Origin of the sequence: Nitriliruptor alkaliphilus DSM 45188 (assembly GCF_000969705.1) — a bacterium.
Taxonomy (GTDB): Bacteria; Actinomycetota; Nitriliruptoria; order Nitriliruptorales; family Nitriliruptoraceae; genus Nitriliruptor; species Nitriliruptor alkaliphilus.
Genome location: NZ_KQ033901.1, coordinates 81,296 through 106,050 on the forward strand (window position 1 = coordinate 81,296; position 24,755 = coordinate 106,050).

Genomic DNA, 24,755 nt, shown 5'->3' on the forward strand with positions numbered 1-24,755 from the left:
GCGGACCCTATCCCCGCAGCACGGGGCGAGTGGTGGCCGTCCAGCGGCGCCCGCCGATCCAGGTCCCGCGGATCAGGGGCACACCCGGGCGGTAGGCAAGGTCGATGTGGCTGCCCTCGAGGACGTTGAGGTCAGCCCTTGAACCCACGGTGAGCCGCCCGACGTCGCTGCGCCGGAGCGCCGCGGCGCCGCCGAGGGTGGCGGCGGCGACGGCCTCGGTCGGCGTCATCCCGTACTCACGCACGGCGAGGGCGATGCAGAACGGCAGCGAGGTGGTGAACGAGCTGCCGGGGTTGCAGTCCGTCGCGAGCGCGACGGTCACTCCAGCGTCGAGCAGGCGCCTCGCGTCCGGGTAGGGCATCCGGGTCGAGAAGTCGACCCCCGGCAGCAGCGTGGCCACGGTCCCCGAACCGGCGAGGGCGTCGACGTCCTCGTCGCTGAGGAAGGTGCAGTGATCGACGGAAGCTGCGCCGACCTCGCAGCCGAGCTGCACGCCGGGTCCGTGCCCGAGCTGGTTGGCGTGCACCCTCGGTGCGAGCCCGGCTGCAGCTCCTGCGGCCAGGATCGTGCGGGCCCGGTCGGCGTCGAACGCGCCGTCCTCGACGAACACGTCGATCCACCGCGCCAGCGGGGCGCAGGCGGTCAGCATGTCGCCGACCACCAGCTCGACGTAGCCGTCGACGTCATCGGTGAACTCCTCGGGCACCACGTGCGCGCCGAGGTAGGTCGTCTCGTCGGTCAGCTCGCGGGCGACGCCCAAGGACCGGGCCTCGTGCTCCACGGTGAGCCCGTACCCGGACTTGGTCTCGAAGGTCGTCACGCCCTGGGCGTGCAGCTCGTCGACGAGGGACGAGGCCCGCCGCAGCAGCGACTCGTCGGACGCAGCTCGCGTCGCGGCGACCGTGGTCCGGATCCCACCCGCCTCGTAGCCGCGGCCCTCGACCCGGGCGAGGAAGTCGGCGCGCCGGTCACCGGCGAAGATCAGGTGGGCGTGGCTGTCCACGAAGCCGGGGAGCACCGCTGCGTGGTCGACATCGACGCGGTGGTCCGCGACCGGGGCGTGGCCCGCATCCCCGACCCACGCGACCTCGCCGTCCTCGACCACCAGGGCAGCGTCACGTCGGACACCGAGCGGCCCCTCGCCCACCGACGGATCGCCGGTGACCAGCTCGCCGATGTCGTCGAACAGGGTGCTGGTCACGAGGGCGCGCCCTCATCGGCCGCGCCCTCGCGCATCGGGATCCGTACGCCCCGCTCCTCGGCGACCTCGATGGCACGGTCGTAGCCGGCGTCAGCGTGCCGGATCACGCCGGTGCCGGGGTCGTTGGTCAGCACACGCGTCACCTTCTGGCGGGCCAGATCGGTGCCGTCCGCGACGCACACCTGCCCGGCGTGGATCGACCGCCCCATCCCGACACCGCCGCCGTGGTGGATCGACACCCAGCTCGCGCCGGAGGACACGTTGAGCATCGCGTTCAGCAGCGGCCAGTCGGCGATCGCGTCCGACCCGTCGGCCATGGCCTCGGTCTCGCGGTGCGGCGAGGCCACCGAGCCGGCGTCGAGGTGGTCGCGACCGATGGCCAGCGGGGCCTGAACGGCACCTGAGGCGACCAGGTCGTTGAACCGCTCCCCCGCGAGGTGCCGTTCGCCGTACCCGAGCCAGCAGATGCGCGCGGGCAGCCCCTGGAAGGCGACCTTCTCCTGGGCCTGGCGGATCCACCGGTGCAGCTTGTCGTCGTCGGGGAACAGCTCGAGAACGGCGGCGTCTGTCGCGGCGATGTCGGCCGCCTCACCCGACAGCGCCGCCCACCGGAAGGGTCCCTTGCCCTCGGCGAACAGCGGCCGGATGTAGGCCGGCACGAACCCGGGATAGTCGAACCCGGTCCCGTACCCGCCGAGCTTGGCCTCGCTGCGCAGCGAGTTGCCGTAGTCGAACACCTCGGCGCCGCCGTCGCGGAACCCGACCATCGCCTCGACGTGCGTCGCGATCGATGCCCGCGCCCGGTCCGTGAACCCGGCGGGGTCGCGGGTGCGTTCGGCGTCCCAGTCCTCGAACGCCACGTCGACCGGCAGGTAGGCGAGCGGGTCGTGGGCCGAGGTCTGGTCGGTCACGATGTCGATCTCGACACCGCGGCGCAGCAGCTCGGGGACCACGGCCGCGGCGTTGCCGTGGACGCCGATCGACAGGGCGCGGCGTTCGCGCTTGGCCTCCTCAGCCAGCCGCACGGCGTGGTCGAGGTCGTCGGCGGCCACGTCGAGGTAGCGGTGGTCGATGCGCCGCTGGATGCGCGAGGCGTCGACCTCGACGCAGATCGCGACGCCGCCGTTCATCGTGACGGCCAGCGGCTGCGCCCCGCCCATCCCGCCGAGGCCGGCCGTCAGGGTGATGGTCCCGGCGAGGCTCTGCATGGCACGTGCCTCGGCGACGGCGGCGAAGGTCTCGTAGGTGCCCTGCAGGATCCCCTGCGTGCCGATGTAGATCCACGAGCCGGCGGTCATCTGGCCATACATCGTGAGGCCGAGCGCCTCGAGCCGACGGAACTCCTCCCAGGTCGCCCAGTCCCCGACGAGGTTGGAGTTGGCGATGAGCACGCGCGGAGCCCACTCGTGGGTGGTGAACACCCCGACGGGCTTGCCGGACTGGACCAGCAGCGTCTCGTCGCCGCGCAGGTCGGTGAGGCAGCGCTCGATGGCCAGCAGCGACCGGGTGTCACGCGCGGCCTTGCCGGTGCCGCCGTAGACCACCAGCTGCTCGGGGTGCTCGGCGACCTCGGGGTCGAGGTTGTTGTGCAGCATCCGCAGGGCCGCCTCCTGGGGCCACCCCCGGGCCGTCAGCTGGGTCCCACGTGCGGCACGTCGGGCCGGTGCGACGTCGGTCGTCTCGGTGGCGGTCACGGCAGCTCCTCCGGGTCGGTCCGGTGGGGATGTCAGGCGAGCGGGCCGGTCACGGTCTCGGCGGCGGCGACGAGCGTGCCGCTGCGGACGAGGTCGACGGTGGCCGCGATCTCGGGGGCGAGGTGGCGGTCCGCCCCGGGCCCGGCGACCCGCTCGCGGAGGGTCGCGAGCACGGCGGCGGTGGCTGGTGCGGGGGTGAGCGGTGCTCGCAGGTCCAGGGCCCGGGCGGCGGTCATGACCTCGATGGCCAGCACCTGGGCCAGCCCGTCGATGCTCCGGCGCAGGTCCCGTGCGGCGGACCACCCCATGGAGACGTGGTCCTCCTGCATCGCCGACGACGGGATCGAGTCGACCGACGCGGGGCTGGCAAGACGCTTGAGCTGCGAGACGAGGCCGGCGGCGGTGTACTGGGCGATCATCAGCCCGGAGTCCACCCCCGGGTCGTCGGCCAGGAACGGCGGCAACCCGTGGGAGCGCTTGGCGTCCAGGGCGCGGTCCGTGCGACGTTCGGAGATGGAGGCGAGGTCGGCGACCGCGATGGCGAGGAAGTCCAGCACGTAGCCGACGGGCGCCCCGTGGAAGTTGCCGTTGGAGGACACCTCGCCGTCGGCGGTGACGACCGGGTTGTCGATGATGCTGGCCAGCTCCCGCGCCGCGACGGTGGCGGCGTGGTCGGCGGTGTCGCGCACCGCGCCGGCGACCTGCGGTGCGCAGCGCAGCGAGTAGGCGTCCTGCACCAGCGTGCAGTCGGGCCCCTGGTGGCTCGCCACGATCGGGGAGCCGTCGAGCAGCGCACGGAGGTTGGCCGCGGACACCGCCTGGCCGGGGTGGGGACGCAACTGCTGGAGTTCGTCGGCGAAGACGCGATCGCTGCCGAGCAGCGCCTCGACACTCATGGCGGTCGCCACGTCGGCGACCCGCAGGAGGCCCCGGAGGTCCTCGAGCGCCAGCAGGAGCATCCCGAGCATCCCGTCGGTGCCGTTGATGAGGGCCAGGCCCTCCTTCTCGGCCAGGACGACGGGCTCGATGCCGGCGTCGGCGAGGGCTTCGGCCGCCGGCCGTCGCGTGCCGGTGGCGTCGTCGACCTCGCCCTCCCCCATCAGCGCCAGCGCCACGTGCGCGAGCGGCGCCAGGTCACCGGAGCAGCCGAGGCTGCCGTGCTCGAGCACGACGGGGGTGAGCCCCGCGTTCAGGACGGCGACCAGCGTCTCGGCGACGACCGGCCGGACGCCGGTCCGACCGGTGGTCAGGGTCCGCAGGCGCAGCAGCATCATGGCCCGCACGACCTCGCGCTCGACCGGCGCGCCGGATCCGGCCGCGTGCGAGCGGATCAGCGAGCGCTGGAGCTTGGTGCGCAGCTCGGTCGGGATGTGGCGGTCGGCCAGGGCACCGAAGCCGGTCGAGACCCCGTAGGCGGGGACGGGACGCTCGGCGAGCGCGTCGACGTGGCGACGTCCCGCGGCGAGGGCGGCACGCGCCTCGTCGGTCAGCGCGACGGCGGCGTTGTGGCGAGCGACGGCGACGACGTCCGCGGCGGTGGGGGGCGTGGCCCCGAGGGCGACGGTGGCGGTGGTGGTGTCCATGGCGACACCTGACCAGGCGCGCGGGGCGCCGGCCACCACCCGATGGGGCGAACTGTCTGGTATCCAAGACACACCTGCGTGGGCAGTCCAGGTCGTGCCCGCCGGAGCAGGGCGACGGAGGAGACGCCAGTGGGTGACAGCAGTCGGATCCCGGCGGCGACGCGCACCGTCGCGCTGCTGCGGGAGCTCGCCCGGTCACCCCGTCCGGTGACGGCGACGACCGTTGCGCGGGCCCTCGACCTGCCGAGGTCGACCGTCTACCACCTGCTCGCCGTCCTCGAACGTGAGGGGCTGGTCGTCCACCTCCCCGAGGAGCGACGGTGGGGTCTCGGCGTCGGCGCGTTCGAGATCGGCAGCGCCTACCTGCGCCACGACGGCCTGTCGCGCCTCGCCGGCCACCTCCTGCGTGACCTCGCCACCACGACGGGCGCCACGACGCACCTCGGCGTGCTCGACGGCCGCGACACGCTCTACCTGCTCAAGGAGCAGCCGGCACGTGGGGCGGCCCTCGTCACCGAGGTCGGCGTGCGCCTGCCGGCCCACCTGACCGCGTCGGGCCGGTCGCTGCTCGCCGCGGCATCGCGAGCGCAGGTCACCGCGCTGTACCCCGACGCGGCGGCCTTCGGCGACCGCACCGGCCGCGGCCCACGGACACGTGCGGCGCTCCGACGGGTCCTCGACGAGGAAGCCGCCCGCGGGTGGTCGCACGAGGACGGCGAGGTGACCGCGGGCGTCTGGTCGGTCGCCGCCGTCGCCCGCGACCACACCGGTCGCGCCGTGGCCAGCATCGGCGCCAGCCACCGGGCGAGCGACGCCCGCCCGGGCGACGCGACCCACCTCGCCGAGGACGTGGTGGCCACCGCTGACCGGCTGACCGGCCGCCTCGGCGGTCCCACCACCTGATGCGGCGCCCGCGTAGGGTCGGCGCCATGACGACCGACCCTGACTGGACCCGCGCCGCCACGTGGCTGGCGCGGCACGACGCCGACCCGGCGCTCGAGGTGCTGGGGCTGCCGACGTCGTCGGCGTCGATCAGCCCGAGCGAGGCGTGGCGCACGCCCGCCGCGGTGCGCGGCGTGCTGGCGAGGTTCTCCACGTTCGACGGCGAGCGGGGCATCGACCTCGAGGAGCTGCCGGTCCGCGACCTCGGTGACCTCGACCTCGCTCGGCTGCCGACGGCCGAGGCCCTGACCGCCATCGATGCGGCCGTCGCGGGGCTGGCGACGGACCCGGTGCACGTCTTCCTCGGCGGCGACAACGTGGTGACCGCCCCGATCGTCGCGGCGCACCCGGCGGCACCGATCGAGCGCTTCGGCGTGCTCACGTTCGACGCCCACCACGACGTCCGCGCCTACGACGAGGTGCCCTCCAACGGCGCCCCCATCCGGTGGCTGCTCGACCACGGGTTGCCCGGTGACCAGGTCGTGCAGATCGGGATCCACGGGCACGCCAACGGTGCCGGGTACCGTCGTTACTGCGACGAACAGGGGATCCGGGTCGTCACCGTCGCCGAGGTGGAACGCCGCGGCATCGAGGTCGTGGTCGACGAGGCGCTCGACGACCTCGCCGCCCGAACCGACGCGGTGCACGTCGACCTCGACATCGACGTGCTCGACCGCTCGTTCGTGCCCGGCTGCCCGGGGGCCAGGCCCGGCGGTCTGACCCCACGCCAGCTGACGGCGGCGGCCCACCGGTGCGGCGCCCACCCCGCGGTCCGTTCGCTGGACCTCGTCGAGGTGGACGCTGCGGCGGACGTCGCCGAACTGACGGTGATGAACCTCGCCGCGGTGTTCCTCGCCGTCGCCACCGGCGTTGCCACACGCCGCTGACCCACCGTGTTGCAGGGTGATCGCCAGCGACATCTGCTTCGCTACCCACCACCCGTGCGAGGACCGGCACAGCAGACGCGGCGAGGGAGCGAGCAGTGGCGCATCCACGGATGTTCGACCCCGACGATCCGTTGTTGGCGCGCGTTCGAGCCATGGCCCTGGCGCTGCCGGGCGCGGACGAGAAGGTGTCGCACGGGCGACCGGCCTTCTTCACCAAGAAGGTGTTCGCCTACTACGGCGGGGCGATCCGGAACGACGGCGTGTGGGTCCAGCACGAGCAGGCGATCGTGTTCCTGCCAGGTCCGGACGAGCGTCCCGCCCTGGAGGCCGACCCGCGCTTCTGGGTGCCCGCCTACCTCGGCCCATCCGGGTGGCTCGGACTGGACCTCGACGAGCGGACCGACCTCGGGGAGGTGGCCGAGCTGCTCGAGGACTCGTTCCGGCTCACCGCTCCCGCACGGCTCGTGGCCGCGCTCGACCGGTAGCCCGCGTGCGCAGTCGGCACCTCGCTTCGCCGCCTACCGCTGGGCAGCAGCTTCGAACGCAGCCGTGGCGTCAGCGGCGGAGATCGGGCCCATGAGGATGCGTTCGACGAACAGCTCGAGGCGCGGCCAACTGCTGGCCCTGCGGAGCTCTTCGGCGGCCGCCTCGCGGTCGTAGAGGGTGCGTCTCATCTCGACATCGGGCCCGAGCAGCACCCAGTGGGCGCCCGGTTCGCCGTACGCCCAGCCGACGCTGCCGGCGTTGACCAGCCGCTTCCCGCCAACGGTCCGGTCGAACTGCATGTGGGTGTTGCCGCAGACGACCACCGACTCGTCGATGCCGTCGACCATCGCTGCAACCTCGGTCTCAGGTGTCCCCTCGAGCACGATCTCATCGTCGCGACGCGGGGTCCCGTGGCAGAACAGCACCGCACCGAGGCCGTCGACGTCGACCGTGACCGTCTCCGGCAGTGCCGCGAGCCAGTCCCGCTGGGGACGGGTGAGCTGTCGACCCGTCCACAGGTCGTCCTCGTGGATGTCGGCATCGGCGTCGCCATCGAACGACGCGACCGCGGCTCGGTCGGCGTTGCCCCGGACGGACACCAGGCGCTCGACCGAGGAGACGAGGTCGACCGTGGCGCCCGGCAGCGGCCCCGACGCAGTGTCACCACAGCACACGATCAGGTCGACGTCCGGCAGGGTCGCGATCTCGTCGAGCACGGCACGCAGCGCGGGCAGGTTCCCGTGGACATCCGAGATCACCGCGACACGCACCGCCTGCACCGCTCCCACGTCGATCGCGACCGTACACCGGCTCTAGGTGGTCCGGGTCCGGCAACCAGGCAGAAGGGGCGCAGGGAGACCGGGCGCCGGCGGGAGCGGCGGGACCCGGATGTCGTTGGAGGCCGACGCGCTTCAGGTGTCTGTACCGTCGAGCAGCTTCGACAGCAGCCGTCGGAGTTCCCGGTGCCCGCGCTCGCCCAGGATCTCGGTCACCTGCGTCTCGATGCCCTCGATCGTCTGACGTCCAGCCGCCACCGCGTCCTGGCCCCGCTCGGTCAGCACGATGAGCTTCGCCCGTCCGTCGTCGGGGTCGGGACGACGGACGACGTATCCCATCTCCACGAGCTCGTCGACGAGTTCGCCCATGGCCTGAGGGGTCATGTTGGCCTTCCGGGCGAGTTCGGTGAGTCGCGAACCGTCGGCAGAGATCTGGGCGAAGACGGCGGAGTGCTTGGGCTTCTGCGGATAGCCCGCTCCGACCACCCCCTCGACGATCTGGAAGCCGAGCAGGCTGTAGGCCTGGCCCAGCATCGCGATGGTGTTCAGCCGCCTCTCCTTGACAACGTTCGGCTTCCCGAGGATATTAAGGTTACCTGTACATCTGCTGGGGACCGCGCTGGCGCGTCGCTTCTCCGGGAGAGGACCGAGGACCATGGCCACGGCGGGAACGGACACATCGCCGGGCACCGCCGTGCCGGCCTGGGTGGGCCGCGCCGGTCTGGTCTGTGCGGTGGCCGGCGTGCTCGGAGCCGTCAGCGGCATCTTCCTGGCTGTCTACCCGGGCCAGGTGTCCGAGGACATGTACAGCTATCCCCTCACGGCGGGCGGCTTCTCGGTCGTTCAGATCTGGTTCTTCGTCCAGCACCTCGGGCTGCTGGCCGGCATCGTGGCACTCGCACGTGCCGAGATCATGGCGCCGGGCCGGAGCGCCCGCTGGGGCACCGGTCTCGCCGCCTTGGGCATGGCCCTGCTCGCGGTCACCGAACTGATCGCCATCACAGCGCGCGACTCGACCTACCCCGGCGACGGCACCGGCCTCCTCGACGCGCTGTACGGGGTCTCCACCCTCGCGGTCGGTGTGGGCCTGATCCTGGCCGGAATCGCCGTGCGCCGTCAGGGACGCTGGCGCGGTTGGCGCGGGCTGGTGGTGCTGGTCACCGGCATCTTCGTGTTCGTGCCGATGATGCCTGCACTGATGGGACCGTTCGTTCTCGCGCGGCTCGCGATCACGGTCTGGATGTTGCTCTTCGCAGTCCTCGGCCATGCGCTCTGGAAGGCTGCCAACTGATGAGTGGGTCCACGACCACAAGCCGGGCGAGGGCCACGAGAACGGAGCGCCACATGGCTGTCATCGAGAACCAGACCATGGTCGCCTGCACGCCGGAGGAGCTGTTCGACTACTGCGTCGACCTCCGTAACGAACTCGAGTGGAACCCCAGCGCGCGATAGCGATGGAGAAGGTGACCGACGGCCCGATAGGTGTTGGCACGAGGTTCCTGGCCCGCTGGAAGGGGGCGCCATCGGCGATCGAGGTCACATGCCTCGAGTTCGAGCGCCCGCGTCGCTGGGTCCACGACAACGGCGGGCCGATCGCCGTCACCTTCACCGGCACAGTGGAGCCAGCCGAAGGTGGGTCGCGGCTCAGTGTTCGGTTCGATGCGCGTCCGCACGGGTGGTTCCGACTGCTGTTCCCGGCCTTCCTGGTGATGGCGCGGCGTCAGGAGAAGGCCAACATGACCCATCTACGAGAGGCTCTGGAGCGAGGGAGACGTGACGCGTGAGCACCGAAGGAGCGGCTGCCCGCGAGATGCCGATCATCCACCGGATCTTCCGGCGTCAGTTCGCCGAGGTTCGGACGCTGATGCAGGAGGTGCCCGCAGCCGACACGGCCCGGGTCGGAGCCGTCGCCGACCACCTCGTCTTCCTGCTCGACGGGCTGCACATGCACCACACCACCGAGGACGACCTGATCTGGCCCAAGCTGCTCGATCGGACGGAGCTCGATGCACCGCTGGTCGAGCGGATGGAGGAGCAGCACCAGCAGATCGACGCCTCGGTCGCCGAGGTACGCGCGGCGACGCAGGCCTGGCGCTCGGATCCGACGCCGGCGACGTCCTCCTCGATCAGCTGTCTGCATGTCGAGTCGTGGACACCGGGGTCTGCCAGCTGCTCGGCCGGGACCCGTTCGAGGAGACCAACACCACGCTAGTGGCGAAACCGCGGCACGCCTGAGACGTCCGCACTCGTCTCAACCGGGTCGATCCCGGCCGCGGACCTGACGACGCGATCTATGCGACGAGGCGACCCGAAGGCCCCTCAAGCGACAACCGTCCCACCAGGCCCACGACCGGAAGCCAACCTACGAACCGGCCCCACCGGCATCCAACAACCGGCACTCACGACCTACCCGAGGTCTTACTAGCCTGCGTCCGGGTTGAGGAGTTCGGAGCATGCGTATCGGGACGTGGAACGTCGATGCGCGCTGGGACCCGCGGCATAAGGAGTTGGTGATTGAGCAGGCGTGTGACGTCTGGCTCCTCACAGAGATCCCCGATCGGGCGAGGCTGCCGGGCTTCCGCGGTCAGGTCACGATGGGGCGCATGGTCAGGGAGCAACGTTGGGCTGGCGTGTTCGCTCGAGATCTGATCGCTACAGAGGAACCCGACCCGGCGACCGCCGCTGCGCGGATCGGGGAGGTGACTGTCTGGAGTTCCATCCTGCCTTGGCCCTCGTGCGGACCTGCGCCGTGGTACGGGGAGAGCCACAACGACCGGGTCCGATCCGCAGTGGCGAGCCTGCTGGCCCACCGTCCCGACGGCGATCTCATCTGGGGCGGTGATTGGAATCACTCGCTGCATGGTCGAGTGCTCGGTAGCCGCGAGGGCCGTGAGTCGATCATCGGGTTCGTCGACGAGCTCGGCCTGCAGGTGCCCAGCGCCGAACTTCCTCATCAGATCGAGGGCGTGTTCAGCATCGATCACATCGCGGTCCCTGCGGACTGGCAGGTGCAGAGGACCGAGCACGTAGAAGCAGCAGACGGCAGCATCCGCTTGTCAGATCACGATCTGTACATCGTCGAAGTCGACGCGGCACAACAGTGACTTCGAGCGGTGCTTGAAGGTTGGTGGGGCCGCTCGAAACGGTTCTAGCCCCAGAAGATGCTGGTGGGGTCGCGGTCGATCTCGTCGAGGAGGTCCTGGATGTCGGGGGTGGGATCGGCAAGGTCGTACTCGTGGAACTTGAGGTTCCGGTCTCGCCAGTACAGCGACCATCGGTTGCGGGACCTCGTATAGCGCAGCCGTGCGATCGGGAACCGGGTCCAGTCCGGGCCGTACTCGGGCCGCCACGGCGGGCGGCATTCGAGGATGGTGACGGTGCGCTCGGTGATGTCCACCTCGAGACGAATCTGGTCTCGGGCGTGTTCCGGAACTCGGCCGTCGGCCCACCGCCGGATCTGACCGAGCGCATCCTCTGGGATCACGAGGGGTCGTCCGGGTCGGGTCGCCGGATCCTGACCTTGCGTGGCTCGACAACGACCACGCAGCTGCGGAGTTCGTCGAGCGGGTGAGTTCTCATCAGTCGTTGGATGAGAGACAGGATGCTGTGCGGGTCCTGTGCAGCGGCACGAAGGACCACGATCCCGGCATGGCTGCCCGGTGGATAGCGCCGCAGGTCACCGATCCCGCGGTCGAGGGTGAGCAGGATCCTGCCCTCATCCGTGGCCGCCGCCACGATCACCGGGTCACTCTCGCCGGCGAGGTGCTCCTCGACGACCGTGTGCACGTCATGACCGTCGCGACGTAGCGCCGTGGCCAGATCGTGCGGCAGGTTCTCGTCGAGCTTGAGTCTCACGCGGGCAGTGGGTGGATCTCTTCACGAGCGAGCGCGGCGCCGTAGGCCGCAGCGGCGCGGACGCCCTCGGCCGTCAAGGTCGGATACTGCCCCAGGATCTCAGCTTCGCTCAGGCCTGCTGCCAAGCAGTCGAGGATGACGCTGACCGGGATTCGGGTGCCTCGAACACGGGCTTGACCACCGACCACGTCGGGGTCAGTCACGATGAGGCCTGTCTGCTGATCCGTCATGCGGGCAGTGTAGGCCTCGAAGATGGCGGCGACCATGGCGGCTGTGGAGAGAGAGGGAAGAAGCTCAGGGTGCCGGCACGCCTCGTGCCGGACAGGAGGTTCTCCCATGCCCACATCCACTCTGACCCTGCCCGTCTCCGGTGAACAGGACCTGGCCAGCTGGGCCGCGGTCGCGTTCGTGGCCAGCTACTCATCACCAGGAACCCGGCAGGCGTACACCACCCAGCTGCGCCTGTGGTTCGACTGGTGCACCCAGCACCAGCTCGAGCCGCTGGCCGGCGTCCGCCGCCCACATGTTGAGCTGTACGCACGCGACCTCGAGGCGCGAGGTCTCGCTGCGGCCACGGTCGCCCTCAAGCTGGTCGTTCTCACCGGGTTCTACCGCTACTGCGTCGAGGAACAGCTCCTCGAACACTCCCCGGCCGTCCACGTGCGCCGGCCGAAGGTCTCACAGGAGTCGACCCGGCTCGGCCTCGACCGGACCGAGCTCGGCGCGTTCCTCGTCCAGGCTGGCCTGTCCGGTGGCAACGACCACGCCCTGGCCTGCCTACTCGCACTCAACGCCCTGCGCGTGTCCGAGGCGTGCGGCGCCGACGTCTGCGACCTGGCGCTCGCCAACGGACACCGCGTGGTCCGCGTCGTGGGCAAGGGCAACCAGCCCGCGCTGATCCCGCTGGCACCACGCACAGCTCGAGCGGTCGACGCTGCGGTTGGTGAGCGCACCAACGGGCCGCTGCTCGCCCGAGCCCGATGGCAGCCGTCTCGATCGGCACGCCGCGGGACGGATCGTGCGCCGGCTGGCGAGACGCGCCGGGATCGACAAGCACATCTCACCCCACTCCCTTCGGCACGCCGCGATCACCGCCGCCCTCGACGCCGGCTGCCCCGTCGGCTAGGGAGCTGACGTCGTGGGCCTTAGCCGGCCGGTACTGCGGTTAGGTCGGGATCCGGCCGGTGTACGTCGATCGCGGTGACCTCGACGATGTCGTCGCAGGGGAGCTCGGCAGCCCGGGCGTGCTCTTCGAGGACCTCGGGTCCGACGGCTTCGTAGAGGCAGATGCTTCCGAGGCTCCCGTCCGGCTCGGCGAGCAGGTAGCTGCGGATCTTGCGGAGCTGCTCGGGACGGCGTGCGGCTTCGGCGTTCGAGCGGGCGTCGGCGGCTTCGAGCTCCTCGGGGGTCCAGCCACGGCGGCGGGAGATCGCGTACAGGCGGAAGGGTCGGGTCGTCACGGTCGGCTCCTCTTCGTGTCGTCCCAGCGGTCGCTGAGCGGTTCGAACCTACGAAGCGGGAGGCCCGCCGACTTCCGCCAGACGATGCAATCCCGGGCCACGACCCTGCACCGTTCTATGTAGTGGAGGTGGTCGGTGGTCCGACGATGCCTCGTTCGAAGGCGTACGCCGTCGCTGCCGATCGTGTGGACAGCTCTAGCTTGCGGTAGATGTTGGCCAGGTGGCGAGCCACCGTCTTGTCGCTGATGAACAGCAGCTCGGCGACCTCACGGTTGGTCCTGCCGGTCGCGACCAGGCGGAGGACCTCCAGCTCCCGCGGGCTGAGCCCATCCGGCGGGGAGGCGTCAGTGCGCAGGGCTGCCGCGCGCCGAGCGTCGGGGATCGCGCCCAGCCGCTCGAAGGTCTCCTGTGCCGTCTCGAGCTCCAGCGCTGCCGCGCCCTCGTCCCCCAGAGCGCGGAGCGTGCGGACCAGCAGCAGCCGCGTCCGGGCGGCGTCGTAGGGGGCGGACGCCTGGTGCCAGGCGTCGCCGGCGAGACGGAGCGCCTCCCGAGCCTCCGCGGGGCGTCCCTCGGCCAGGAGGACGGCCCCTTGGGCCTGTTGCGCCAGCGCCGTGAGCCCCACCGTGCCGTAGACCTCAGCGGTCGCCTGGAGCTCGTCGCTGGCTTCCCGTGCGGTTCTCAGGTCGCCCGCGTGCACCGCAGCGTCGACGAGGGCCGACAGCAGGCGCACCCGGCCCAGCGGATCGCCTTCGCGATCGGCGAGTGCCGTGCGCAGCGAGGTCACCGCCACCTCGGCCTGCCCGGCCTCGAGGTGGAGCAGGGCCGCTCCGGGTTGGGGGTCTCGTCCGAGCTCGTGGGCACGGCGGTACCGCGTCTCGGCGTCGGTGGGCTCCCCACGCAGCCGGTGGAGTTCGCCGAGCTCGTAGTGCGCCTCCGCGACGGTGCCGACGTGGACCCCCTCGAGCTCGGTGCTGGCACGGATCGCTTGTGCCTCCGCCTCGAGCCACTCGCCTCGCCGCTGGTAGACCTGGGCACGATGGACGCGACAGATGCCCCGGTACAGGACCGCCTCGGTGACGCGGTCACACCACGCCTCGGTCGCCCGGGTCCACTCGCCCGCCCGCTGGAGATCGACCAGCTCGTGGCAGACGTCCATCAGGTGGCAATAGATCCCGCCCGTCCACACCGGGTGCAGCTCATCGGCGACCGCGGCCAGCATCGCATCGTCGAGCAACGCCATGCCACGTCCCGCTTCCCCCTTCTTGACCAAACCACGACCCTCGGCGAGCACCCCGAGGGCGACGAGGTTGCGGTCGCTGAAGCGCCGACCGAGCTGCTGCATCCGCGAGGCGAGCGACAACGCCAGATCGAGCTCACCCCTCCCCATCGCACCGAACACCTCGAAATACAGGGGGTACCCGTGCTCCGCGGACTCGGGGACCCCTTCCAGCAGGCGCCGCGCACGGTTCATCCACGCCGCACCGATCACCCCATCGCCCCGCTCGGACGCGTGCGCGCCGAGCATCAGAGCCGCTAGCGCGGCCTTCGCTGGCTCCCCATCCTCGAGATAAGCGCGGTAGGTCCGCTCGTAAGCGGCGAGGGACTCCTCGATCCTGCCCAACCACCAGGCGCAATCGGCCGCCGAGAACAGGTCGTCAGCGCCGAGGCCACCGGCTTCATCGACGCGTCCGAACGCGGCCAGTGCCCGCTGCCAGTCACGCTCCCCGACCGCCGCACGTCCCTCCGCGAGCAACTCCATCGAAGCGGCCACAACTCCCCACCCGCCCTCAACCCTCGGGCCCGTCTCACGACGTCGACCATGCAGATCGTCGGCAGGAAGCCTAGACCGCACGACCTGCACGGTCGCTCGGTGACCCCGAAGCGCCGCAGCGCTGCATCCAGGAGCCGTCCATCGTTCCACGACGTGGGGCCACCCGGGCACGGAGGCCTCTCGCAGGTGCGGGGCGAGGAACTTCGCCTGTTGGAGCTACCTGGCAGCCGGCGCCATCACCGCGACATCCGCACCATGTGCCGTGTGCTCGGCGTGTCCGCGTCGGGCTACGACGCCTGGCGGACCCGACCACCCTCGCAGCGCCAGCTTCGTCACGAGGCGCTCGGCAAGCTGATCGACGAGTGCATGCCGACTCGCGACGCACCTACGGCTACCGGCGCGTCCACGCCGCGTTATGGGCGGTTCGACGCTTCCGCTGAAGCGCGGGACCCGCCCGTAGCGAACCCTCTGTGTGTCAAGGGGCGAGGTCGGTGGGTCGGGCGAGGGCAGGGCGAGGTGGTCCGGCGACAGGTGGCCGGACCCTCTGTAGGGTTGTTGGTGGATCCGGGTGTGACTGAACGTCAGCCCTCGAGGCTGCCGTGTCCCCCGGGTCCGCTCATGCCGCGGCGATCTCTTCGGTCGTCGCGGAGTCGGCGAGTAGCTGCCGGTAGATCACGTTGCACAGCTGCCGCTTGAGGGCGCGCATCGCTTCGCGGCGGGACTTGCCTTCCGCGAGACGCCGGTCGACGTAGGCACGGCCGGGGCTGGTGTGCGAGAGCTGGCTGAGAACGACCATGTGGATGGCGGCGTTGAGCCGCCGGTTGCCTCGTCGTGAGAGCCGGTGACGCGAGACGTCTCCGGACGAGGCTTCGATCGGTGCGGTGCCGGCGTAGCTCGCGAAGTGGGCCCGGCTGGGGAACCGGTCGATGTCGCCGGCATGGCCGATGATCGTGGCCGCGAGGATCGGTCCGATGCCTACGATGTCGGTCAGGGTGGTCTTGGAGGCCGTGACGGCTTCGACGATGCGACCGTCGATGTCGACCAGCTGCCGGTCGATCTTGCGCAGGTCGGCAACGAGCTCCCTCGCGAGCTGCTTGCGCTGTACCGCGACGACGCCTTCAGGGCGGATGCCCTGTAGCAGTCGGCTGGCCCTCTCGGCTGTGAGATGTAGCGGAGCGCCGCCTGGACGCAGATGCCGCAGATGGTTGTGCAACCGGCACACGATCCGGTTACGGGACGCCGACAGCTGATCGCGCCGATCGGAGAGCATCCGCAGCACCACCGTGACGTCCTCGGGCCCGACCTGGCGCAGCTGGCGTCCGTGCAGGGCAGCGATCGCGGTCGAGCGGGCATCGTGGCTGTCGGACTTGCGGGCCGACCCGCCCGAGAGCAGACGCACCCGAGCCGAGAGGGTGGCGGGCACGTCGGTGACCGGCTCACCAGCGGCGATCAGCTGTTGGGCCAGCAGCCGTCCGAGTCCGTTGGCGCCCTCGACCGCCCACCGACGGTCCGGCCACGCCGCGGCGAAGGTTTGCAGCTGATGGATCTGGTGCTTGCCGGCCGTGACGCGTAGCTCCGCTAGGACCTCTCCGGCCGCGTCGAGCGCGACGGCGGTGTGCGAGCTCTTGTGGGGATCGATCCCGATGATGACGTCCATGCTGGTCTCCTCGTTGGTGAACGTGCAGGAGCCGCTACGGACAGTCCTGATGCGAGTTCAGACATCCCTCTGTCGAGTCACGTGGCGGCGGCCTCGGCGGGCGCACCTCGTTACCAAGTCAGCCGGAGGCGACAGGGGATTACAGAGCGTTCCCGCCGAGGCCATCGACGCTACGGAAGGCCATCCGTCTCGTCGCCCACCACCGAGTCTCCATCAGGGGACTGCCGCGCGGTCGACAGCACCAACCAGACGGACGCCAGGGACGAAGCCTCGTCAGAAGGCGCTGACGCCGGTGAGGATGCGGCCGATGATCAGGTGCTGCACCTGGGTAGTGCCCTCGTAGAGGGTGGTGACGCGGGCATCGCGGAGGAGCCGCTGGACGGGGTACTCGTCGATGTAGCCGTACCCACCGTGGACCTGGACGGCCCGGTCGGCGCACCGCACCGACGCCTCGGTCGCGAACAGCTTCGCGGTCGAGATCTCGAGCGTCGCCCGCTGACCCGCCAGCAGCTTGGCCTCGGCCTGGTCCAGCAGGCCGGTCGCCGCCTGGATGTCGACGTGCATGGCGGCCAGCATCTCCTGGACCAGCTGCTTGCCGGCGATCGCGCTTCCCCACTGCTCACGCTCGCCGGCGTAGCGCAGCGACACCTCGAGTGCCTCACGCGCGAGGCCGACGGCGCCGGAGGCCAGCGAGAAGCGGCCGTTGTCCAGCGCCGACAGCGCGACCTTCATCCCGCCGCCGACCTCACCGAGGATCGCGTCGTCACCGACGCGCACCCGCTCGAAGGCGATCTCGGCCGTGTCCCCCGCGCGCAGGCCCAGCTTCCCGTGGATCTTCGTGCCGTTGTACCCGTCGCTGTCCTGCGGCACGAGGAAGCACGTCACGCCCCGGTCCTCGCCGTCGACGATCGCCCGCGCGAACACCATCGTGACCGCGCCCTCGGAACCGTTGGTGATGAAGATCTTCGAGCCGTCGATGGTCCAACCGTCGGCGTCCTTCACCGCCTTCGTCACCATCTGTGACGGGTTCGACCCGGCAGCGGGCTCGGTCAGACCGAACGCCCCCAGCTCGCCGCGGCACAGACCAGGCACCCAACGCTGCTTCTGCTCGTCGGTCCCCCACGCCACGATCGACTTGCCGACGAGGCCGACGTTGACCGACACCAGCGACCGGATCGAGCTGTCGGCCGCGCCGACCTCCTCGATGACCGCGCGGTACCCGTCGTAGGCCAGCCCCGCCCCGCCGAGGTCCTCCGGCAGCCCGGACCCGAGGATGCCGAGCTCGGCCAGCTGCGGGACCAGCTCGGCGGGGTAGACCTCGCCACGGTCACGGTCACGGGCTTGCGGACGAAGCTCGCGGTCGCAGAACTCGCGCACGGTCCGGCGCAGGGCGTCGAGCTCCTCGGTGGGGGTCCGCTCGGTCGGTTCGGCCACGTCTCTCGCTCCCGGTCGGTCAGGCGGCGCGACCGTAGCCGCGCGGCGCCGGGTCGTTCAGCGGCCGCTGCCACGGGCGGCGGAGGTGCGGCCGGCGGGGCCGGTCCGTCGGATGGTGGTGTCACCGGGTGCGGCCGGTGGGGCCGGTGGGTCGGGCGGCGGTGTCACCGCTGGCTCCCGCGGGCCGGGCCGAACAGATCGTCGTCCCACCACGGGACCACGAGGCAGATCACCTCGCGCTCACCGGCGGCCCACCGCCCCTCGTCGGGGAGGAGCGTGAGCACGTCGAGATCCGAGTCCATGTAGGCCACGTCGACGTAGGCCTCGAACTGGGCGATGCAGAAGCGTTCCGACACGTCGAGGACGGGGCCGTCCAGCGGCGAGCGGGCCTGCAGCACGCCGGTCGGCCCGACGAGCGGCTCGCGGGCGGCGACCTCCAGCAGGTGCCGGCCCGTGCACGGGACGACGGTGGCCTCGTCCAACCGCGTCACCTCGAACGGATCGACGTCGGCGCAGTCCCCGACCGCGAGGGTCACCTCCGTCAGGTCACCCTGCGGCCCGACGGTGCGGACGTAGTCGCCGCCGCTGAAGAGCGCGACGATGGCGACGACCGCCAGGCCCCCGAGCACGAGCACGAGGGCGACGCTGCCGAGCACCACCGGCAGGACCCACCGCTTGCGCGGCGGCGGCACCTGCCAGCTCGGCGGCTGGCCACCCCAGCTCGGCGGCTGGCCACCCCAGCCCTGGGCAGGCGGGGGCGGGGCGGGCGACGGTGGGGCCCAGGGTCCCCCCTCGGGGCGCACCTCTGGCGGCGGTGGCTGCGACACCTCAGGTCCCCTCGCATCCCGCCGATCGGCGGCGAGCACCCGGTACCCGCCGGGGAAGTGAACCAGCGTCGCGCGCCGTTCGGGACCGGAGCCGCCTCACGGCTACGCTCCCCGCGCGCGTGCCGCGTCCGGGCGACCCCCGGCGGTGCGCCTCCCCCAGGCATCGAGATGGCTCGAGATGCCTCGAGATGCACCGACCCTCCGCACCGAGAGGTCCGAGATGTCCCGCGTGAAGCTGATGTCGGCGATGGCCTTCGACCTCGTGTCGTACGAGGAGTCGATGGTCGCCGACCCCGTCATCCGGGTCACCGGCGAGCTGCCGGCCGGGTCGGAACCGTTCGGGATCAACCGGGTCTACAAGGGGCCGCAGGGCCGCTACGAGGAGGTCCTCGCGGTCGCCGACCCCGACGGCCGCATCATCTGGGAGACCGAGCCGCGCCTCATCGAGCTGCGCGGGATGATGTTCGAGGACCTGTTCCGCCGCGAGGTCCGCGATCGCCTCGAGATCACCACCCCCGGCGAGCACGCGGTCCTGTTCTACCTCGACGGGCAGCTGACCGGCCGCATCCCGGTCTTCATCGACGCTCCGGGCTCGGCGAAGACCGCGGGCGTGGTCCTCGACGCGGCGGAGGTGGCCCTCAAGAAGGGCTCGATCTGCTGGCTGACCATCGACCAGCCGGGCGGCGGGGTCGCCACCCGCCCGGCCTGGTACGTGCAGCAGGGCAGCAAGCTGTTCGTGGTCAAGGGCGGCAGCGAGCAGGAGCTGCCGAACCTCGAGCACGTGAAGACGGTCACCATCTCGGTCAAGTCCAAGGAGCAGAAGGCCGCCCTCGGCGAGCTGACCGCGGACGTCCGGGTGGTGGAGTCCGGCTCGGACGAGTTCGAGCGGATCGCGGGCCTCGGGGTCGGCACGCGGCTGAACCTGCCCGACGGGGAAGGTGCGCTCGACCGGTGGAAGGCCGAGTGCACCATCGTGGAACTCGCCCCCCGCGGCTGAGCCCACGGGCACACGCCGCACGGTCGGCAGGGACCCGACCGGCACACCGCGAAAGCCGGCGAGAACGCCGGTGCGCGTCACCGCACCGGCCCGTCCGCCGGAAGGTCTCCCGTGTCCGCCGCCCGCCGTGCCCTCGGTCCATCCATCCTCGCCGTGCTACTCGCCATCGGCCTCGCCGCCCCCGCTGCGGCCCACCACCGGCCCGACCACGCCGGCGGCCCACCCGACGAGCGCGGGGGCCCACCGGTCGACGAACCCGCCGGTCCGGACGCCGCATCCCGCGTGGTGGTCGCGGCCATCGACTCGGGCGTCAACGCCTACCACGAGTTCTTCCACGCCGGCGGTGACGGCCCCTTCGCTGAGACCGCGCCGGCAGCCGTGACGCCGGAGGTCCTCGCGGAGTTCGGCATCGGGCCGGACCAGGTCCTGCACCTGACGCGGACCGGTGACCAGGCGGCCGACCTCACCGCCGACGCCGACCAGTGGGCCCGCGTCGAACCCGGCCAGCCCTACTGGTTCGCGGGCACCAACGTGATCGGCATCTCCTTCGACGGATCGGCGCCGCCGCTGCACCCCGCCGACAAGCACCCGCACGGCACCGGCGTCCTCGGCTCGGTCCTGGAGGCCAACCCGGAGGCCGTCGTGGTGATGGTCGAGGGCATCGAGGAAGCGTCCGAGGAGTGGGCGTTCACCCACCCGGCCGTCGACGTGGTGACCACCAGCTACGGCCCGATCGGCAGCCCGCCGCTGCCCGACCACCTCAGCTTCAGCTACACCGGGGTGGTCCAGAACGGCAAGGTCCACACCGGCGCGGTCGACAACACCCCGGCCCTGTCCCCCGTCGACTCGACCGGCGGCCCGTGGTGGTCGATCGGCGTGTCCGGGTACGAGGAGGGCGACTCCGAGGGCCGGCAGGTGACCTCCGGGACCCTGCCCGACGTCGTCGGCGACTTCACCCAGACCCTGCCGTACTGCACGAACTGTCAGGAGGGTCGTCGCAGCGTCTCGGGCACCAGCTTCGCCACGCCGACGACGGCGGGCGTGGTGTCGCTCGGCATCCTCGAGGCACGACGTGCCGCGGGCCACGCTGGCGGCATCGTGGAGGGTGACGAGCAACCCCTGCTGGTCGACGGCGAGCAGCCGCTGACCGTCTGGAACCTGCGCCGCGCCCTCGAGGAGGCCGCCGCCTACCCGGCCACGGCCGAGTGGGACCCGATCGGCGCCATCTTCGACCTGTTCACCACCCCGGTGATCGATGCGGCGCCGTGGTCGACGATGGGCTGGGGCCTCGTGACGGCCGATCCCGACCGCGAGGTCGTGACCGAACTGCTCGCGCGGCTCGGGGTCGAGGGTGAGCCGGCCCGCACCAAGAGCGCCGAGGCGTGCGACTGGATGACCGCGCAGTACGAGGTGCGCTTCGCCTACTGGAACAACTACGCGTTCCTCGGTGAGTCCTGGATGACCGACGACGACCCGTACGTGCGCTGCTGACGGACGATCACCCGGCGGCGATGCCACGACGTCGCCGCCGGAGCACCACCGCGATCACGCCGGCACTGAGCAGCATCAGCACGAGCGCGGCGACGGCCACGATCGTCTCGGTGGCCCAGCCCGTGGGCGCCGCGGCGGTGGCGGTGACGGGACGCGGGGCATCTCCCGGTGCGACCACCCAGGTGAGCGTCGACCCGTCGACCTCGTCCGCGTCGCTGGTGGTGATCTCCCCCGGGAGCGAGACGACCAAGGTCGCGTCGACCGTGTCCCTCGCCAGCTGCGCGAGGTCCTCGGCGGCCGCGTCGTCGGTCACCACCCCCGGTCCGATCGGGGTGCGCAGCTCCACGGTCCCCGCCAGGTCCGCCGCACCCTCAGCGTCGACGTCGAGGTCGAGGTCGACCGCCAGGGCCGGATCGCGGTCGGCCAGACCGGCGGTCAGCTCGCGCAGCGCGCCGGTCAGCTCGTCCGGGGTGGCGGCGGCGCGCCGCAGCGTCAGCACGAGCGCGTCGTCGTCCGTGACCTCGCGCGTCAGCTGCCAGTCGGGGTCGGCGGCGGCCACCGCCGTCAGCTCGGCGCTCGGGTCCACCCCGAGGTCGTCCAGCTCACCGAGGAGGGCCGCGTCGAGGCTGAGCACGATGGCGGCGGTCCCGCTGCCGTCGCGGGCCACGTCGACCTCGGCGGTCACACCGAGGCGACACCCCGCTGCGAGCAGGGCGACGAGGGCGATCGTGCACGCGGTCCACGGGCGGGGCACGGCGCTCCCGTCTCGGCAGGTGGGTCGGGCTCGCGGAGGCTAGCCCCGACCACCAGGGGTCCCGGCCGAGGCCGGTACCATCGCCCGGTACCCGACCCGGTCAGCGGGTCAAACCCCTCGCACCGCCGGAAGGCTCGCGTGTGCCCACCAAGGACGAGGTCTACGAGATCCTCGCGACCGTCGACGATCCCGAGATCAACAAGCCGATCACCGAGCTCGGCATGGTCGACGAGATCGTCATCGAAGGTGACGTCGTCGCCGTCCGGATCAAGCTCACCATCCCGGGCTGTCCGCTGAAGGACCGCATCACGCGCGACGTCACCGGCGCCGTGATGCAGCTCGAGGGGGTGCGCGACGTCCAGATCGCCTTCGGCTCCATGACCGACGAGGAGCGCACCAGCCTCTCGGCCAACCTCCGCGCAGAGAAGGGCGCCGCGAACCCGCAGATGGACATCTCCTTCGCGCGGGCCGACTCGCCGACGAAGGTCATCGCCGTCGCGTCCGGCAAGGGCGGAGTCGGCAAGTCGTCGATCACCGTCAACCTCGCCGTCGCGCTGGCCAAGCAGGGCCACAAGGTGGGCGTGCTCGACGCCGACATCTGGGGCTACTCAGTGCCGCGCATGATGGGCGTCGAGGGCAAGCCGGTCGCCTTCGAGGGCATGGTCATGCCGCTCCAGGCACACGGCTGCAAGGTCATCTCCATCGGGTTCTTCACCGACCCCGACCGGTCGGTGATCTGGCGCGGCCCCATGCTCCACCGGGCGCTGCAGCAGTTCCTCGCCGACGTCTACTGGGGCGAGCTCGACTTCCTCGTCTGCGACCTGCCCCCGGGCACCGGCGACATCGCCATCTCGCTGGCGCAGATGCTGCCGAACGCGGACATGGTCGTGGTCACCACCCCGCAGCAGGCGGCACAGAAGGTGGCGCTCCGAGCCGGGAAGGCCACCGAGCAGACCGGCATGACCGTCGCGGGCGTCATCGAGAACATGGCCTCGTTCACCTGCCCGGACTGCGGCTCGGATCACGCGCTGTTCGGCTCGGGTGGCGGCGAGGAGCTCGCCGAGGCGCTCGACACCGAGCTGCTCGGCCGCATCCCGATCGACCCGCGCCTGCGCGAGGGCGGGGACAGCGGCGCGCCGCTGGTGATCACCAACCCCGACGTGCCGGCGGCGCAGGCGATCACCGCCATCGCGACGCAGCTCGGGGCCCGCAAGGCGTCCATCGTCGGGCGCGCGCTGCCCCTCAGCGTCGGCTGACCACACCGCCCGGAACGACGACCGACGGCCCGCGCCCCGCGCGGGCCGTCGCTCGTCCCGGCACGCAGCCGCAGGTGGAGCGCCTGGGTGGGGCCAGGACCGCGCCCATCCGTTCCACCTCGGTACCGACGGGTGCCGCGGTAGGCACGACGCCGGCTCGCCCGGAACCGTGAGATGCGACGGTTGTCGTCGCTGCGCCGTGGGCGACCCCTTCCAGCCAGCCCCAGAACCGTCACCTCCGACGGTTGTGGGGCCACCTCGGGCCGATCCGCCGGTCAGGCGGTGAGCAACCGTCACCACCGACGGTTGTGGGGAACGACACCCAGCGCGCTCGTCTAGCCCCGGAGCTGGGCGAGGTGGGCTGGCAGCTCGCGGATGGAGCGCAGCTGGGTGTGGCGGCCGTCCACCTCGGGGTCCGGCGCGACCTCGGCGGCCTCGACGGCCCAGGTCATGTGGTAGGGGATGTGGACCGCGTAGCCACCGAGCTCGAGCACCGGGAGGACGTCGGACCGCACCGAGTTGCCCACCATCAGTAGCCGGGCAGGGTCGACCCCGACGTCACGTGCGACGCGCGCGTAGGTCGCCGGATCCTTCTCGGCGACCACCGCGACGTGCTCGAAGAGGTCCCCGAGACCGGACTCGGCGACCTTCGACTCCTGGTGGAACAGGTCGCCCTTGGTCACCAGCACGATGCGGTGATCCTCGGCCACGGTGCGGACGGTCTCCTCGACCCCGTCGAGCAGCTCCACCGGGTGGGCGAGCATCCCGCGGCCCCAGTCCAGGAGGGTCCCGATCTCGTCGGTGGTCACGCGCCCGTCGCTGACGGCGATCGCGGTCTCCACCAGCGACAGGGTGAACCCCTTCACCCCGTAGCCGTACACCGCGAGGTTGCGTCGCTCGGTCGCCTCCAGCTCGGCCTCCAAGCTCGCCGCGTCCACGTAGGGGGCGAGCAGCTCGGCGACGCGCTCCTGGGTCACCACGAACAGCGACTCCGAGTGCCACAGGGTGTCGTCCGCATCGAAGGCCACCACGTCGATCATCGGAGGCGACCACCTCGCGGCCCGCGCCGGGTGATCACCCGGCGGACCCCCCGGACGGCACGGGCACACAGGTGGCCGACCGCGACCCCGGCGACCACGTCGGTGAGGTGGTGGACGCCGACGTACAGGCGCGACACCGCGACGGTCCCGACGAAGCCCGCCGACACCAGGCGAGGCACCGGCCCGAGGTGCGGAGACAGCGAGGTCGCGGTCGCCGCAGCGACCGCGCTGTGGCCCGACGGCCACGACGACCCGGCCGGCACGGCCACGAGCCGCTCGGCGGCGTCGACCTGGTACGGACGCGGCCGGTGCAGCGTCGGCTTCATGCCCTGGGCGACCGCCCACGCGGCGCCGCCCGCGACGGCCGCGTCCAGGGCCGGGCGGCGGCGCCCACCGGCCCACAGCGTCGCCGCGATCCCCGCCAGACCGTAGATCGACCCGAGGTCGGTCACCGCCCCGATCGCGAGGTCGGCGCGGGGACCGAGGGGCCGCGCGAGCGCGTCCCGGGCGGCCCGATCGATCCCGTCGCCGGCGCCGGTGCGCACGAGGGCGTAGGAGGTGAGGACCGTCGCGACGGTCAGCGCCGTCACGCGGTGGCGGCTGCGGCCCATCAGCTGGCCCCCGCCGGCGCACGGACAGCCCGA

The 24,755-nt window shown here is 71.7% G+C and carries 27 protein-coding genes; 11 read left to right on the forward strand and 16 right to left on the reverse strand.

Going from position 1 to position 24,755, the window contains the following annotated elements; translation table 11 throughout:
* Positions 1-7 precede the first annotated feature (7 nt).
* The 3 genes from hutI to hutH are packed head-to-tail and all read right to left on the reverse strand — an operon-like array spanning position 8 to position 4,478.
* Complete coding sequence (gene hutI, locus NITAL_RS00350) at positions 8-1,201, reverse strand: imidazolonepropionase (RefSeq protein ID WP_052664129.1); 1,194 nt, start codon at positions 1,199-1,201, stop codon at positions 8-10.
* Complete coding sequence (hutU, locus tag NITAL_RS00355) at positions 1,198-2,895, reverse strand: urocanate hydratase (protein ID WP_052664130.1); 1,698 nt, start codon at positions 2,893-2,895, stop codon at positions 1,198-1,200. The genes hutI and hutU overlap by 4 nt, the downstream gene beginning before the upstream one ends.
* Before the next feature lie 32 nt (positions 2,896-2,927).
* Positions 2,928-4,478, reverse strand: a complete 1,551-nt coding sequence (gene hutH, locus NITAL_RS00360; RefSeq protein ID WP_052664131.1) for a histidine ammonia-lyase — start codon at positions 4,476-4,478, stop codon at positions 2,928-2,930.
* Positions 4,479-4,607: 129 nt separating this feature from the next.
* On the opposite strand from hutH, the gene NITAL_RS00365 reads away from it, so the two are divergent.
* The 3 genes from NITAL_RS00365 (at position 4,608) to NITAL_RS00375 (ending at position 6,792) form a co-directional block, all read left to right on the forward strand.
* Positions 4,608-5,381, forward strand: coding sequence for an IclR family transcriptional regulator (locus NITAL_RS00365; RefSeq protein ID WP_052664132.1), 774 nt, complete (start codon positions 4,608-4,610; stop codon positions 5,379-5,381).
* A gap of 26 nt (positions 5,382-5,407) precedes the next feature.
* Positions 5,408-6,307, forward strand: coding sequence for an agmatinase family protein (locus tag NITAL_RS00370; RefSeq protein WP_052664133.1), 900 nt, complete (start codon positions 5,408-5,410; stop codon positions 6,305-6,307).
* A gap of 110 nt (positions 6,308-6,417) precedes the next feature.
* Positions 6,418-6,792, forward strand: a complete 375-nt coding sequence (locus NITAL_RS00375; protein ID WP_425413686.1) for an MmcQ/YjbR family DNA-binding protein — start codon at positions 6,418-6,420, stop codon at positions 6,790-6,792.
* 33 nt (positions 6,793-6,825) lie between these two features.
* On the opposite strand, the gene NITAL_RS00380 is transcribed toward NITAL_RS00375, so the two are convergent.
* Both NITAL_RS00380 and NITAL_RS00385 read right to left on the reverse strand, forming a co-directional pair.
* The gene (locus NITAL_RS00380) at positions 6,826-7,581 is read right to left on the reverse strand and encodes a metallophosphoesterase family protein (RefSeq protein ID WP_211262115.1); all 756 of its coding nucleotides are present in this window, start codon (positions 7,579-7,581) and stop codon (positions 6,826-6,828) included.
* A gap of 123 nt (positions 7,582-7,704) precedes the next feature.
* Positions 7,705-8,226 carry a MarR family winged helix-turn-helix transcriptional regulator gene (locus tag NITAL_RS00385; protein ID WP_083442044.1) on the reverse strand — a complete coding sequence of 174 codons (522 nt, stop codon included), beginning with the start codon at positions 8,224-8,226 and terminating at the stop codon, positions 7,705-7,707.
* On the opposite strand from NITAL_RS00385, the gene NITAL_RS00390 reads away from it, so the two are divergent.
* From NITAL_RS00390 to NITAL_RS00405, 4 genes are all read left to right on the forward strand, one after another.
* Positions 8,225-8,860 (forward strand): hypothetical protein, encoded by a 636-nt coding sequence (locus tag NITAL_RS00390; protein ID WP_052664137.1) that lies wholly within the window; start codon positions 8,225-8,227, stop codon positions 8,858-8,860. The two genes, NITAL_RS00385 and NITAL_RS00390, sit on opposite strands and share 2 nt — an antisense overlap.
* 172 nt (positions 8,861-9,032) lie before the next feature.
* The gene (locus NITAL_RS00395; RefSeq protein WP_211262117.1) at positions 9,033-9,353 is read left to right on the forward strand and encodes an SRPBCC family protein; all 321 of its coding nucleotides are present in this window, start codon (positions 9,033-9,035) and stop codon (positions 9,351-9,353) included.
* The gene (locus NITAL_RS00400; RefSeq protein WP_052664139.1) at positions 9,350-9,781 is read left to right on the forward strand and encodes a hemerythrin domain-containing protein; all 432 of its coding nucleotides are present in this window, start codon (positions 9,350-9,352) and stop codon (positions 9,779-9,781) included. Before NITAL_RS00395 ends, NITAL_RS00400 begins: the two co-directional genes overlap by 4 nt.
* Before the next feature lie 241 nt (positions 9,782-10,022).
* The gene (locus NITAL_RS00405) at positions 10,023-10,673 is read left to right on the forward strand and encodes an endonuclease/exonuclease/phosphatase family protein (RefSeq protein WP_052664140.1); all 651 of its coding nucleotides are present in this window, start codon (positions 10,023-10,025) and stop codon (positions 10,671-10,673) included.
* A gap of 44 nt (positions 10,674-10,717) precedes the next feature.
* Here NITAL_RS00405 and NITAL_RS00410 read toward each other — a convergent pair whose 3' ends face one another.
* Genes NITAL_RS00410 through NITAL_RS00420 form a run of 3 tightly spaced genes read right to left on the reverse strand, consistent with a single transcriptional unit; the run spans position 10,718 to position 11,690 of the window.
* Positions 10,718-11,053 (reverse strand): DUF3024 domain-containing protein, encoded by a 336-nt coding sequence (locus NITAL_RS00410; protein ID WP_211262118.1) that lies wholly within the window; start codon positions 11,051-11,053, stop codon positions 10,718-10,720.
* Positions 11,050-11,424 (reverse strand): DUF5615 family PIN-like protein, encoded by a 375-nt coding sequence (locus NITAL_RS00415; protein ID WP_052664141.1) that lies wholly within the window; start codon positions 11,422-11,424, stop codon positions 11,050-11,052. The genes NITAL_RS00410 and NITAL_RS00415 overlap by 4 nt, the downstream gene beginning before the upstream one ends.
* Positions 11,421-11,690 (reverse strand): DUF433 domain-containing protein, encoded by a 270-nt coding sequence (locus NITAL_RS00420; protein WP_211262119.1) that lies wholly within the window; start codon positions 11,688-11,690, stop codon positions 11,421-11,423. Before NITAL_RS00420 ends, NITAL_RS00415 begins: the two co-directional genes overlap by 4 nt.
* Positions 11,691-11,760: 70 nt before the next feature.
* Between NITAL_RS00420 and NITAL_RS26895 the strand changes: the two genes are divergently transcribed.
* The gene (locus tag NITAL_RS26895; RefSeq protein ID WP_052664142.1) at positions 11,761-12,558 is read left to right on the forward strand and encodes a tyrosine-type recombinase/integrase; all 798 of its coding nucleotides are present in this window, start codon (positions 11,761-11,763) and stop codon (positions 12,556-12,558) included.
* Positions 12,559-12,569: 11 nt separating this feature from the next.
* Here the strand turns inward: NITAL_RS26895 and NITAL_RS00430 are convergent, their stop codons facing one another.
* The 5 genes from NITAL_RS00430 to NITAL_RS00450 all read right to left on the reverse strand — a co-directional run bounded on the left by NITAL_RS00430 (position 12,570) and on the right by NITAL_RS00450 (position 18,438).
* A complete protein-coding gene (locus NITAL_RS00430; protein ID WP_052664143.1) occupies positions 12,570-12,884 on the reverse strand; it encodes a nickel-binding protein in 315 nt (104 codons plus the stop codon).
* A gap of 115 nt (positions 12,885-12,999) precedes the next feature.
* On the reverse strand, positions 13,000-14,655 hold the full coding sequence (locus NITAL_RS29110; protein WP_157041535.1) for a LuxR C-terminal-related transcriptional regulator: 1,656 nt from the start codon (positions 14,653-14,655) through the stop codon (positions 13,000-13,002).
* Positions 14,656-15,271: 616 nt separating this feature from the next.
* Complete coding sequence (locus NITAL_RS00440; protein ID WP_052664145.1) at positions 15,272-16,312, reverse strand: IS110 family RNA-guided transposase; 1,041 nt, start codon at positions 16,310-16,312, stop codon at positions 15,272-15,274.
* Positions 16,313-16,585: 273 nt separating this feature from the next.
* Entirely contained in the window at positions 16,586-17,746 is a 1,161-nt protein-coding gene (locus tag NITAL_RS00445) for an acyl-CoA dehydrogenase family protein (RefSeq protein ID WP_052664146.1), read from the reverse strand.
* Between the two features lie 164 nt (positions 17,747-17,910).
* Positions 17,911-18,438, reverse strand: coding sequence for a septum formation family protein (locus NITAL_RS00450; protein ID WP_052664147.1), 528 nt, complete (start codon positions 18,436-18,438; stop codon positions 17,911-17,913).
* A gap of 355 nt (positions 18,439-18,793) precedes the next feature.
* Between NITAL_RS00450 and NITAL_RS00455 the strand changes: the two genes are divergently transcribed.
* A complete protein-coding gene (locus NITAL_RS00455) occupies positions 18,794-19,570 on the forward strand; it encodes a hypothetical protein (RefSeq protein ID WP_052664148.1) in 777 nt (258 codons plus the stop codon).
* Positions 19,571-19,681: 111 nt separating this feature from the next.
* Positions 19,682-21,061, forward strand: a complete 1,380-nt coding sequence (locus NITAL_RS00460; RefSeq protein WP_052664149.1) for a S8/S53 family peptidase — start codon at positions 19,682-19,684, stop codon at positions 21,059-21,061.
* Between the two features lie 7 nt (positions 21,062-21,068).
* Here NITAL_RS00460 and NITAL_RS00465 read toward each other — a convergent pair whose 3' ends face one another.
* On the reverse strand, positions 21,069-21,815 hold the full coding sequence (locus tag NITAL_RS00465; RefSeq protein ID WP_052664150.1) for a hypothetical protein: 747 nt from the start codon (positions 21,813-21,815) through the stop codon (positions 21,069-21,071).
* 140 nt (positions 21,816-21,955) lie between these two features.
* Between NITAL_RS00465 and NITAL_RS00470 the strand changes: the two genes are divergently transcribed.
* Entirely contained in the window at positions 21,956-23,071 is a 1,116-nt protein-coding gene (locus NITAL_RS00470) for an Mrp/NBP35 family ATP-binding protein (protein ID WP_052664151.1), read from the forward strand.
* A 335-nt stretch (positions 23,072-23,406) separates the two neighbouring features.
* Here NITAL_RS00470 and NITAL_RS00475 read toward each other — a convergent pair whose 3' ends face one another.
* Entirely contained in the window at positions 23,407-24,111 is a 705-nt protein-coding gene (locus NITAL_RS00475; RefSeq protein ID WP_052664152.1) for an HAD family hydrolase, read from the reverse strand.
* Positions 24,108-24,701, reverse strand: a complete 594-nt coding sequence (locus tag NITAL_RS00480) for a phosphatase PAP2 family protein (RefSeq protein ID WP_157041536.1) — start codon at positions 24,699-24,701, stop codon at positions 24,108-24,110. Before NITAL_RS00480 ends, NITAL_RS00475 begins: the two co-directional genes overlap by 4 nt.
* Between the last annotated feature and the right edge of the window lie 54 nt (positions 24,702-24,755).

Coding starts and splice junctions, on each gene's coding strand:
- hutH (WP_052664131.1), bottom strand. CDS start 4,478: ATGGACACCACCACCGCCACCGTCGCCCTCGGGGCCACGCCCCCCACC.
- NITAL_RS00370 (WP_052664133.1), top strand. CDS start 5,408: ATGACGACCGACCCTGACTGGACCCGCGCCGCCACGTGGCTGGCGCGG.
- NITAL_RS00375 (WP_425413686.1), top strand. CDS start 6,418: ATGTTCGACCCCGACGATCCGTTGTTGGCGCGCGTTCGAGCCATGGCC.
- NITAL_RS00390 (WP_052664137.1), top strand. CDS start 8,225: ATGGCCACGGCGGGAACGGACACATCGCCGGGCACCGCCGTGCCGGCC.
- NITAL_RS00385 (WP_083442044.1), bottom strand. CDS start 8,226: ATGGTCCTCGGTCCTCTCCCGGAGAAGCGACGCGCCAGCGCGGTCCCC.
- NITAL_RS00405 (WP_052664140.1), top strand. CDS start 10,023: ATGCGTATCGGGACGTGGAACGTCGATGCGCGCTGGGACCCGCGGCAT.
- NITAL_RS00420 (WP_211262119.1), bottom strand. CDS start 11,690: ATGGTCGCCGCCATCTTCGAGGCCTACACTGCCCGCATGACGGATCAG.
- NITAL_RS26895 (WP_052664142.1), top strand. CDS start 11,761: ATGCCCACATCCACTCTGACCCTGCCCGTCTCCGGTGAACAGGACCTG.
- NITAL_RS00440 (WP_052664145.1), bottom strand. CDS start 16,312: ATGGACGTCATCATCGGGATCGATCCCCACAAGAGCTCGCACACCGCC.
- NITAL_RS00455 (WP_052664148.1), top strand. CDS start 18,794: ATGTCCCGCGTGAAGCTGATGTCGGCGATGGCCTTCGACCTCGTGTCG.
- NITAL_RS00475 (WP_052664152.1), bottom strand. CDS start 24,111: ATGATCGACGTGGTGGCCTTCGATGCGGACGACACCCTGTGGCACTCG.